8 protein-coding genes are annotated in these 10956 nt (G+C 68.8%); 3 read left to right on the top strand and 5 right to left on the bottom strand.

The annotated features are described in order from the left end of the window. Window positions 1-70: 70 nt before the first annotated feature. The gene (gene secG, locus ACFTZB_RS36910) at window positions 71-304 is read left to right on the top strand and encodes a preprotein translocase subunit SecG (RefSeq protein ID WP_015890633.1); all 234 of its coding nucleotides are present in this window, start codon (window positions 71-73) and stop codon (window positions 302-304) included. A gap of 46 nt (window positions 305-350) precedes the next feature. After that, entirely contained in the window at window positions 351-3107 is a 2757-nt protein-coding gene (ppc, locus tag ACFTZB_RS36915) for a phosphoenolpyruvate carboxylase (RefSeq protein WP_378439526.1), read from the top strand. Between the two features lie 336 nt (window positions 3108-3443). Here the strand turns inward: ppc and pgl are convergent, their stop codons facing one another. Genes pgl through tkt form a run of 5 tightly spaced genes read right to left on the bottom strand, consistent with a single transcriptional unit; the run spans window position 3444 to window position 9877 of the window. Then, window positions 3444-4187, bottom strand: coding sequence for a 6-phosphogluconolactonase (pgl, locus tag ACFTZB_RS36920; protein WP_095860617.1), 744 nt, complete (start codon window positions 4185-4187; stop codon window positions 3444-3446). Next, the gene (opcA, locus tag ACFTZB_RS36925) at window positions 4180-5091 is read right to left on the bottom strand and encodes a glucose-6-phosphate dehydrogenase assembly protein OpcA (RefSeq protein WP_378439528.1); all 912 of its coding nucleotides are present in this window, start codon (window positions 5089-5091) and stop codon (window positions 4180-4182) included. Before opcA ends, pgl begins: the two co-directional genes overlap by 8 nt. Beyond that, complete coding sequence (zwf, locus tag ACFTZB_RS36930) at window positions 5092-6636, bottom strand: glucose-6-phosphate dehydrogenase (RefSeq protein ID WP_378439530.1); 1545 nt, start codon at window positions 6634-6636, stop codon at window positions 5092-5094. A 3-nt stretch (window positions 6637-6639) separates the two neighbouring features. Beyond that, window positions 6640-7764, bottom strand: coding sequence for a transaldolase (tal, locus tag ACFTZB_RS36935; RefSeq protein WP_378439532.1), 1125 nt, complete (start codon window positions 7762-7764; stop codon window positions 6640-6642). Window positions 7765-7768: 4 nt separating this feature from the next. Then, on the bottom strand, window positions 7769-9877 hold the full coding sequence (tkt, locus tag ACFTZB_RS36940; protein ID WP_378439534.1) for a transketolase: 2109 nt from the start codon (window positions 9875-9877) through the stop codon (window positions 7769-7771). Between the two features lie 216 nt (window positions 9878-10093). Between tkt and ACFTZB_RS36945 the strand changes: the two genes are divergently transcribed. Beyond that, a partial coding sequence (locus tag ACFTZB_RS36945) for a heme o synthase (RefSeq protein WP_378439536.1) occupies window positions 10094-10956 on the top strand: 863 nt, incomplete at its 3' end.

Genomic DNA, 10956 nt, shown 5'->3' on the forward strand with positions numbered 1-10956 from the left:
CGAGCGCGGAGCGCCTGTAGGGTGTACGAGGTCGTAGTTGTTCCTACTGGATGGGTGGACGTAGACAGACATGGAACTGTTCCTGGATATCTTGCTGGTGATCACCAGCTTGCTGCTGATTCTGCTGGTGCTGCTGCACCGCGGTAAGGGCGGCGGCCTGTCCAGCCTGTTCGGCGGCGGCGTCCAGTCCAGCCTGTCCGGTTCCACCGTGGTCGAGAAGAACCTCGACCGGCTCACCGTCTTCACCGGTCTGATCTGGTTCATCGCCATCATCGGCATCGGCCTGGAGATCAAGTTCGGCTGATCGGCTTCATCATGCGGACGGGCCGTCACCGGTCGATACTGGATGCATGATCGAAACCCCACGTGAGGCCACTGAACCACTCCGCGAAGACATTCGGCTCCTGGGCGGCATCCTCGGTCAGATAGTGCGCGAACAGGCCGGAGACGCCGTCTTCGACCTCGTCGAGAAGGCCAGGGTCGAATCGTTCCGGGTCCGTCGTTCCGAGATCGACCGCGCCGATCTGGCCGGCATGTTCACCGAGGTGTCCACGAGCGACGCCATTCCCGTCATCCGGGCCTTCAGCCACTTCGCCCTGCTGGCCAACCTCGCCGAGGACAACCACCGCGAACGCCGGCGCGCCGTCCACGTCGCCGCCGGTGAACCCGCCCCCGACAGCACCCTGACCGCCACGTTCGCCAAGCTCGACGCCGCTCACCTGAGCAGCGAAGTCGTCGCGGACGCGTTGCGGGGGGCGCTCGTGTCACCGGTCATCACCGCGCATCCCACCGAGACTCGTCGCCGCACGGTGTTCGAAACCCAGTCGCGGATCACCGAACTGATGCGGTACCGCGAACGCACCGCCCTGACCGAATCCGAGACGGCCGACGTCGACGTCCGGCTGCGGCGGCAGATCCTCACCCTGTGGCAGACCGCGCTGATCCGGTTGTCGCGGTTGCGGATCCAGGACGAGATCGAGGTCGGGCTGCGGTACTACGACGCGGCACTGTTCGAGGTCGTCCCGAAGATCAACGCCGAACTGCGCAGTGCCCTGCGGTCGCGGTGGCCGGACGCGGACCTGGGCCGGGAACCGATCCTGCGCCCCGGATCGTGGATCGGCGGGGACCGCGACGGCAATCCCTACGTCACCGACGACGTGGTCCGCCAGGCCACGACCCGGGCCGCGGCCACCGCGATCGAGCACCATCTCGGGCAACTCGAGACGCTCGAGCGGGAACTGTCCATGTCGGCCCGTCTCGTCACCGTCACACCTGCCCTCGACCTCCTGGCCGCGGCGTCCCAGGACGATTCACCGTTCCGGGCCGACGAGCCGTACCGCCGTGCGGTGCGGGGCATCCGGGGGCGTCTCACGGCCACCGCGCACCGCATCCTCGGGGAGGCGCCCGATCACGGGCTCGACCTCGGGCTCGCACCCTACGACACGCCGCGGCAGATGCTCGACGAACTCGACGTCGTCGACGACTCCCTGCGGCGCGGCGGCGACGGCACGATCGCCGACGACGGACTGGCGATCCTGCGGGACTCGGTGGACGTGTTCGGTTTCCACCTCTCCGGACTCGACATGCGGCAGAACTCGGACGTGCACGAGACCGTCGTCGCCGAACTGCTGGCATGGGCGGGCGTGCACGCCGACTACCCGTCGCTGTCCGAGGACGAGCGGGTGGAGTTGCTGTCGGCGGAGCTGTCCACCCGGCGCCCCCTGACCACGACGAACGCCGAGTTCAGCGAGCTGACGGCGAAGGAACTCGCCATTCTCCAGGCCGGCGCCGACGCCGTGCGAACACTCGGCGCGGGCGCGGTGCCCAACTACATCATCAGCATGTGCACGTCCGTCAGCGACATGCTCGAGGCCGCCGTCCTGCTGAAGGAGGTGGGCATCCTCGATCCCGGGTCGGGGGAGGCGCCGACCTGCCCGGTGGGCATCGTGCCGCTGTTCGAGACGATCGAGGACCTGCAGCAGGGGGCCGCCACTCTCGAGGCCACTCTGGAGGTCCCGATCTACCGGGCCCTGGTGTCGTCGCGTGGCGACGCCCAGGAAGTGATGCTCGGGTACTCCGACTCCAACAAGGACGGGGGCTACCTGGCGGCCAACTGGGCGCTGTACCGTGCCGAGCTGGACCTGGTCGACGCGGCCCGCAAGACGGGAATCCGGTTGCGGCTCTTCCACGGTCGCGGCGGCACCGTGGGCCGCGGCGGCGGACCCAGCTACGAGGCGATCCTCGCGCAGCCGCCCGGAGCGGTGGCCGGATCGCTGCGGATCACCGAACAGGGTGAGGTGATCGCCGCCAAGTACGCGGAACCCCGCCTCGCGCAACGCAATCTCGAAACGCTGCTCGCCGCGACCCTGGAGGCCACCCTGCTCGACGTCGAGGGCCTCGGTGACGACGCCGAACCGGCGTACCGCATCCTCGACGAACTCGCCGCGCTGGCCCGCCGCGCCTACGGCGAATTGGTGCACGAGACACCCGGATTCGTGGAGTACTTCGAGATGTCGACACCGGTCGCGGAGATCGGGGCGCTCAACATCGGCAGCCGTCCGGCCTCCCGCAAGCAGACCACGTCCATCTCCGACCTGCGGGCCATCCCGTGGGTGTTGTCGTGGAGTCAGTCCCGGGTCATGCTGCCCGGGTGGTACGGCACCGGCGCCGCGTTCGAGGAATGGACGCAGGTCGACCCCGAACGGGTGGCGACGCTGTCCCGTCTCTACGAGACGTGGCCGTTCTTCCGGACCGTGCTGTCGAACCTGGCGATGGTGATGTCGAAGTCCGACATGGGTCTCGCGGCCCGCTACGCGGAACTCGTCCCCGACGAGGAACTGCGGCAACGGGTGTTCGGCAAGATCGCGGAGGAGCACGAGCGGACCATCCGGATGTACAAGGCGATCACCGGGAACGACACACTGTTCGCCGACAATCCCGGTCTGGAGCGGTCGGTGCACAACCGGTTCCCGTACCTCGAGCCGCTCAACCACCTGCAGGTGGAACTGCTGCGCCGCTACCGGGCAGGGGACGACAGCGATCAGACGCGCCGCGGCATCCAGCTCACGATGAACGGGCTGGCGACCGCACTGCGCAACAGCGGGTAGCAGGGCCGGTTCCCGCGCCTCCGCGAGAAAGCGGTGAACTTTCTCGCGGGGCGGGGGAACCGAACCGCCCGTCCCTGCGTCAAAACGGGAAAGAGCACAACGTTTCCGAGACGAAGTGGGGCGACGAATGAGGCGATGCGCGGGTGACCCGGTCTATTGGCGCGGAGGAATCGGGCGGGGGTCGGCGCGGACGGCGAGCCCGCTTCGGGCCGGCCGCATCGTCACCGAGTGCCGGGTCACCCGGACACCGGTCGAACGGGACCCCCGGTCGCCGGCCGGGTTACCGGCGGACGACGACGAGGACCCCGTCGGATGAGAGCCCCGGTTCGGGACGCGTCAGTTCGGCAGCCGGGACGCGGCCGACGTGTCGAGAAGCCACCGGGTGGCCGAGAGTCCGCGGGCCCCGGACGCCGGGATCTCGACGGGCGGTGCGCCCGCGATCGCGGCGGCCACCGCCTCGGCCTTGGCGTCACCGGACACGACGAGCCACACCTCGTCGGCGTGCCGGACTGCGGGCAGGGTCAGCGTGACCCGCACCGGCGGCGGCTTGGGGGAGTCCGTCACCGCGACGACGAACCGGTGCTCCTCGCGGACCGCGTCGGTGTCCGGGAACAGCGAATTGACGTGTCCCTCACCGCCCATGCCGAGCAGGTGGACGTCGAAGACCGGGACCTGCCTGCCGTCGGCGTGCGCCCCGAGCACCTGCGCGTACGCGACGGCGGCCGCCTCCGGGTCGTTCTCGTAGATCCCGTCCGCGACGGGCATGGTGTGCACGCGGTCGGGATCGACGTCGACGTGGTCGAGCAGCGCGGCCCGCGCCTGCACGTCGTTGCGTTCCGGATCGCCGGCGGGCAGGAAACGCTCGTCACCCCAGAAGATGTCGATCGCGCGCCAGTCGATGTCGCCCGGGTTCTCCCGGACCTTCTCGAGCAGCCCGATCCCGGTGCCGCCGCCGGTGAGGACCACCGACGCCGACCCGCGGTCCTTCTGGGCGGCGACGACGGTGGCGACGAACCGCTCCGCGGCCTTCGTCACCAGCGTGGCGGTGTCGGGGTGCACTTCTACGTGGATGTCACTCATACGTCACCTTCGTCAGCCCGGCGAGTGCGGCCTCGTAGGCCTCGTCGGGGTCCAGTCTGCGTAGTTCTTCGGCCAGGCAGTCGCGGGTCTCCCGCCTGCCCAGCGCCACCAGCGCATCCGGTTTGCCGGTCCGCGACAACGTGGCGGTGGTGCCGGTCTGCGGGCGGCTGATGGTCAGCGTGCCACCGTCCGCGAACTCGAGGGTCACGAACAGCGGTCCGACCCTGCGGGTGACGGGCGCATCGAGACGGCCCGCCAGCCAACCGGCGATCATGTCGACGGCGGGCTCGTCCACGAGGCCCGAGACGACCGCCGATTCGATGCGCGAGTGTGGTGGCTGATCGACGGCCGAGGTGATGAGCCCCCGCCAGAACGTGATTCGGCTCCACGCCAGATCCGTGTCACCGGACGTGTAGGAGGCGAGGCGACCCTTGATCTCGGCGGCGGGATCCGCACGGTCCGTCGCGTCGGTGATCCGCCGGATCGCGAGCTTGCCGACCGGGTCCTTCGCGGGGACGGCGGGAGCGGTCTCGGGCCACCACACGACGACCGGGGTGTCGGGGAGCAGGAACGGCACCACCACACTGCTCTCGTGATCGGCGAGTTCGCCGAACAGGCGGAGCACCACCACCTCCGAGGCGCCGGCGTCACCACCGACCCTGATCTGGGCGTCCAGCCGCGGTTCGGCGTCGCGGGAACCGCGCGCGACGACGATGACACGGCAGGGATGTTCCCGGCTCGCCTCGTTGGCGGCGTCGATGATGTCCTCGGAGTTCTCACTGTCCCGGGTGCACACCACCAGGGTGAGGACCCGTCCCAGCGTCACCGCCCCGCCGGTCTTCCGGAGCTCCACCAGTTTCTTGTTGACCTGGCCGGTGGTGGTCGAGGGGATGTCGATGATCATCTACGGCCTTCTCCATTCGCGACCGGTGCGGTGCATCATTTCGTCCGCGGACGGGGGACCCCACGTGCCTGCCTCGTACGGTTCCGGTTTGCCCTCCGCGGCCCAGGCGGCCAGCGCCGGATCGAGAATCTCCCACGACAATTCGACCTCGGCGTTGACGGGGAACAGGGAAGGTTCCCCGAGCAGCATGTCGAGGATGAGGCGTTCGTACGCCTCCGGGGACGACTCCGTGAACGCCTGACCGTAGCTGAAGTCCATGCTGACGTCGCGGACCTCCATGCTCGATCCCGGGACCTTGGACCCGAAGCGCATCGTCACACCCTCGTCCGGCTGCACCCGGATGACGAGCGCGTTCTGCCCGAGTTCCTCGGTCATCGTTCGATCGAACGGCAGGTGCGGCGCGCGCTTGAAGATCACGGCGATCTCGGTGACCCGGCGGCCGAGCCGCTTCCCGGTGCGGAGATAGAACGGCACACCCGCCCAGCGGCGGGTGTCGACCTCGAGGGTGATCGCGGCGAACGTCTCCGTGGTGGAGTCCTGCGAGAAGCCGTCCTCCTCCAGCAGACCGACCACCCGGGTGCCACCCTGCCAGCCGCCCGCGTACTGGCCGCGCGCGGTGGTCTCGTCGAGCGGCTGCGCGAGTGTGGTGGCGGAGAGCACCTTGATCTTCTCCGCCTGCAACTCCGACGGTTCGAAGCTGATCGGCTCCTCCATCGCGGTGAACGCGAGGAGTTGCAGCAGGTGATTCTGGATGACGTCCCGCGCCGCCCCGATGCCGTCGTAATACCCGGCCCTGCCACCGAGACCGATGTCCTCGGCCATGGTGATCTGCACGTGATCCACGTAGTGGGCGTTCCAGATCGGATCGAACAACTGGTTGGCGAAGCGCAGCGCCAGGATGTTCTGAACGGTTTCCTTGCCGAGGTAGTGGTCGATCCGGAAGACGGTGTCCTCGGGGAAGACCTCGTTCACGACCGCGTTGAGCTCACGTGCGCTCGCGAGGTCGTGACCGAACGGCTTCTCGATGACCACCCGGCGCCACTGGTTGTCGTTCGACCGGGCGAGCCCGGCCTCGGACAGCTGCTTGAGGACCACCGGGAACGCGTCCGGCGGAATCGCGAGATAGAACCCGTGATTGCCGCCGGTCCCCCGTTCGCGTTCGAGCGTGGCGAGGGTGCTCGCCAGCTCCTGGAAGGACGCCGGGTCGTCGAAGCTGCCCTGGACGAAACGCAGGCCCTCCGACAGCCGCTCCCACACGTCCTCCCGGAACGGGGTCCGGGAATGGTCGCGCACCGCGTCGTGAACGATCTTGCCGAAATCCTCGTCCGACCAATCCCTTCGGGCGAACCCGACGAGAGCGAACCCGGGCGGCAGAAGACCACGATTGGCCAGATCGTAGATGGCGGGCATCAACTTGCGCCGGGCCAGGTCGCCGGTGACACCGAAGATCACCAGCGCACACGGCCCGGCGATGCGTGGTAGGCGCTTGTCCCTACTGTCGCGAAGTGGATTGACCCATTCGTCTGACGCTGCGGGCTCGCTCACGTATCAGCTCTTCTGCCCTGCTGCGCGCAGCTGCTCCGCCGTGGCCTCCAGGAGTTCGTTCCAGGACACCTCGAATTTGTCGACGCCCTCGTCCTCGAGGACCTTGAACACGTCGGGCAGGTCGATGCCGACGGCGGTGAGCTGGTCGAAGATCTCCTGCGACGCGACGGCGGTGCCGGAGACGGTGTCGCCGGCGACCTCGCCGTGGTCGGCGAACGCGTCGAGAGTCTTTTCCGGCATCGTGTTCACGGTGTTCGGGGCCACCAGGTCGGCGACGTACAGGGTGTCCGGGTAGTCGGGGTTCTTGACGCCCGTCGACGCCCACAGTGCGCGCTGCGGGCGGGCACCGGCCGCGAGCAGACCCTGGAACCGCGGCTGCACCTCGAAGACCTGCTGGTACGCGGCGTACGCGAGGCGGGCGTTCGCGACGCCGGCCTTGCCGCGCAGCGCGAGGGCGTCGGGGGTGCCGATCTTGTCGAGCCGCTTGTCGATTTCGGTGTCGACGCGGGAGACGAAGAACGAGGCGACCGAGTGGATGCGGGAGACGTCGTGGCCGGCGGCCTTCGCGGCCTCGAGACCGTCGAGGTAGGCACCCATGACGAGTTCGTACCGTTCCACCGAGAAGATCAGCGTGACGTTGACGCTGATGCCCTCACCCAGCACCTTGGCGATGGCCGGGATGCCGGCCTCGGTGGCCGGGATCTTGATGAACAGGTTTGGGCGGTCGACGATCTTCCACAGTTCGACGGCCTGCGCGACGGTCTTGTCGGCGTCGTGGGCCAGGCGCGGGTCGACCTCGATGGACACCCGGCCGTCGACGCCGCGGCTGGCCTCGAACTGCGGGGCGAGGACGTCGCAGGCGGCGCGGACGTCGTCGGTGGTCACCGTGCGGATGGTGGCTTCGACGTCGGCGCCGCGTTCGGCGAGTTCGCGGACCTGGGCGTCGTAGACGTGGCCCTTGCTGAGCGCGGCCTGGAAGATCGACGGGTTGGTGGTGACACCGACGATGCTCTTGGTGGCGATGAGCTCGGCGAGGTTGCCGGACTCGATGCGGTCACGGGAGAGGTCGTCGAGCCACACCGAGACGCCGGCTTCGGAGAGCTTGTGGAGGTTGGGGTTCTGAGTCATGGCGTTATCCCTTCACGCGTGCGAGCGAGCGCTGAGCGGCGGCGGTGACGGCCTCGGCGGTGAAGCCGAACTCGCGGAACAGGGTCTTGTAGTCGGCGGAGGCACCGAAGTGCTCGATGGAGATGATTTCGCCTGCGTCACCGACGAAGCGGTACCACGGCATCGAGACGCCGGCCTCGACGGAGACCCGCGCCTTGACCGTCGGGGGGAGCACCCCGTCGCGGTAGGCCTGGTCCTGGGCGTCGAACCACTCGACGCACGGCATGGACACGACCCGGGTGGGGATGCCCTCGGCCTCGAGGGCCTCGCGGGCGGCGACGGCCAGCTGCAGCTCGGAGCCGGTGCCGATGAGCACGACCTCCGGTGCCCCGGTGGACGCGTCGGCGAGGACGTAACCGCCACGGGAAACACCGTCGTAGCTGGTGCCCTCGAGGACCGGCAGGTCCTGGCGGGTCAGGGCGAGACCCGCGGGAGCTCGGGTGGCCTCGTCGGCGCCCTTCTCGAGAACGGCGCGCCACGCGTGCGCGGTCTCGTTCGCGTCGCCGGGCCGCACGACGTACAGGCCGGGGATGGCGCGCAGCGCCGCGAGGTGCTCGATCGGCTGGTGCGTGGGACCGTCCTCGCCGAGTCCGATGGAGTCGTGCGTCCACACGTAGGTGACCGCGGTCTTCATGATCGCGGCGAGCCGGACGGCGGGACGCATGTAGTCGCTGAAGACGAGGAACGTGCCGCCGTAGGGGCGGGTCGGCCCGTGCAGGGCGATGCCGTTGAGGATCGAGCCCATCGCGTGCTCGCGGACACCGAAGTGCAGGGTGCGACCGTAGGGCTCCGCATTCCACATGCTGGTGGAAATGGACGTGGGACCGAACGAGTCGGCACCCTTGATGGTGGTGTTGTTGCTCTCCGCGAGGTCGGCGGAGCCGCCCCACAGCTCGGGCAGCACCGGTCCGACGGCGTTCAGGACGGCGGCGGACGCCTTCCGGGTGGCGAGACCCTTCGCGTCGGGCTCCCACGTCGGGAGGACGTCGGCCCAGCCGGCGGGCAGGTCGCGTCCGATCAGGCGGTCGAGCAGCTTCTTGCCCTCGGGGGCGCGCTGCGTCCACTCGTCGTACTGGGCCTGCCACTCCTTGTGCGCCTGCGCGCCGCGCTCGACGACCTTGCGGGTGTGCGCGATGACGTCGTCGGCGACCTCGAACGTCTTGTCCGGATCGAAGCCGAGCGCCTTCTTCACGGCGGCGACCTCGTCGGCACCGAGGGCGGCGCCGTGCGCCGCGCCCGTGTTCATCTTGGTCGGGGCGGGGAAGCCGATGATCGTGCGGAGCAGGATCAGGGACGGCTTGTCGGTGACCTCGCGGGCCTTGTTCAGGGCCTCTTCGATGGCGACGACGTTCTCGCCACCCTCGACGATCTGCACGTGCCAGCCGTACGCCTCGTAGCGGGCGGCGGTGTCCTCGGACAGCGCGATGGCGGTGTCGTCCTCGATGGAGATCTTGTTGTCGTCGTAGATCAGCGTCAGGTTGCCGAGCTGCTGCACACCGGCGATGGACGACGCCTCGGACGTGACGCCTTCCTCGATGTCGCCGTCGGAGGCGATCACGTAGATGTGGTGATCGAACGGGCTGTCGCCGAGCGCGGGCTCGGGGTCGAACAGGCCGCGCTCACGGCGGGCGGCCATGGCCATGCCGACGGCGGAGGCCAGTCCCTGGCCCAGCGGACCGGTGGTGATCTCGACGCCGCGGGTGTGGCCGTGCTCGGGGTGGCCGGGGGTCTTCGAGCCCCAGGTGCGCAGCGCTTCCAGGTCGCCCAGTTCGAGCCCGTAGCCGGAGAGGTACAGCTGGATGTAGAGGGTGAGGCTGGAGTGTCCACAGGACAGCACGAACCGGTCGCGGCCGATCCAGTCGGCGTCGGTGGGGTCGTGGCGCATGACGCGCTGGAAGAGGGTGTAGGCGAGGGGGGCGAGGCTCATGGCCGTGCCAGGGTGGCCGTTGCCCACCTTCTGCACTGCATCGGCGGCGAGCACCCGGATGGTGTCGACGGCCTTGGTGTCCAGTTCGGTCCAGTCGGCGGGATGAACCGGTTGCGTGAGGACGTGGATGTCGTCTGTGATCGACACGGGCAGAAGTCTCCTGACATGGGTGAACGTGGAGCCTGAGGATGCGTGGGCCTCTTGTGCGACTCCAGCCTAGTGTGCGGTCGTATCCGGGTCGATTCGGTTCGCGCATTACGGCGGTCTACCATCGTTTGTAGTAGACGGCCGGCCGTCGCGAAGGACTTCGGGAGCAGTCGCCGGCATTCGGATGTGGAATAAAGCGTGGTGCGAGGAGAAAACGTGCGGACAGGGCATCAGCCGAGCGGACACGGCTTCGGCAGCCCCAGCCCCGCCCCCCGCGCGACCGGCACCGACACGGTGCTGGGTCGCGTCACGGGCAAGGTCCTGGCCTACATCGCGTTGACCAAGCCGCGGGTGATCGAACTGCTGCTGGTCGCGACCATCCCGGCGATGCTGCTGGCCGACCGCGGCAACGTCGACATCCTGCTGATCCTCAGCACGCTGTTCGGCGGATGGATGGGTGCGGCGAGCGCGAACTCCCTCAACTGCGTCGTCGACGCCGACATCGACAAGGTCATGAAGCGGACCGCGCGCCGGCCGCTGGCCCGCGACGCGGTGCCGACGTCGCACGCGTTCGTGTTCGGCATGACCCTCGGGATCGCGTCGTTCCTGTGGTTGTGGTGGCGGGCCAACCTGCTCGCCGGGTGCCTGGTCGTCCTGACCATCGCGTTCTACGTGCTCGTGTACACGATGGTGCTCAAGCGTCGGACCTGGCAGAACGTCGTGTGGGGCGGTGCCGCGGGCTGCATGCCCGTCATGGTCGGCTGGTCGGCGGTCACCGGATCGCTGAGCTGGCAGCCCATCGTGCTGTTCCTCGTCATCTTCTTCTGGACGCCGCCGCACACCTGGGCGCTCGCGATGCGCTACAAGGAGGACTACAAGGCGGCCGGTGTCCCGATGCTGCCGGTGATCGCCACCGAGGAGCACGTCACCAAGCAGATCCTGCTGTACAGCTGGGCGATGGTGATCACGTCGCTGGTGCTCGTCCCCGCCGCCGGGGTGGTCTACGCCGCCGTCACCCTCGTCGCCGGCGCCTGGTTCCTGCTCATGGCTCACCAGCTGTACCGCAGCGTGCGAGGCGG

This window comes from Rhodococcus sp. NPDC057014 (assembly GCF_042673295.1).
Lineage (GTDB): Bacteria > Actinomycetota > Actinomycetes > Mycobacteriales > Mycobacteriaceae > Rhodococcus_F.

Bases quoted from the DNA above. Each gene is read 5' to 3' on its own strand.
- secG (WP_015890633.1), top strand. From the start codon at position 71: ATGGAACTGTTCCTGGATATCTTGCTGGTGATCACCAGCTTGCTGCTG.
- ppc (WP_378439526.1), top strand. From the start codon at position 351: ATGATCGAAACCCCACGTGAGGCCACTGAACCACTCCGCGAAGACATT.
- pgl (WP_095860617.1), bottom strand. From the start codon at position 4,187: ATGAGTGACATCCACGTAGAAGTGCACCCCGACACCGCCACGCTGGTG.
- opcA (WP_378439528.1), bottom strand. From the start codon at position 5,091: ATGATCATCGACATCCCCTCGACCACCACCGGCCAGGTCAACAAGAAA.
- tal (WP_378439532.1), bottom strand. From the start codon at position 7,764: ATGACTCAGAACCCCAACCTCCACAAGCTCTCCGAAGCCGGCGTCTCG.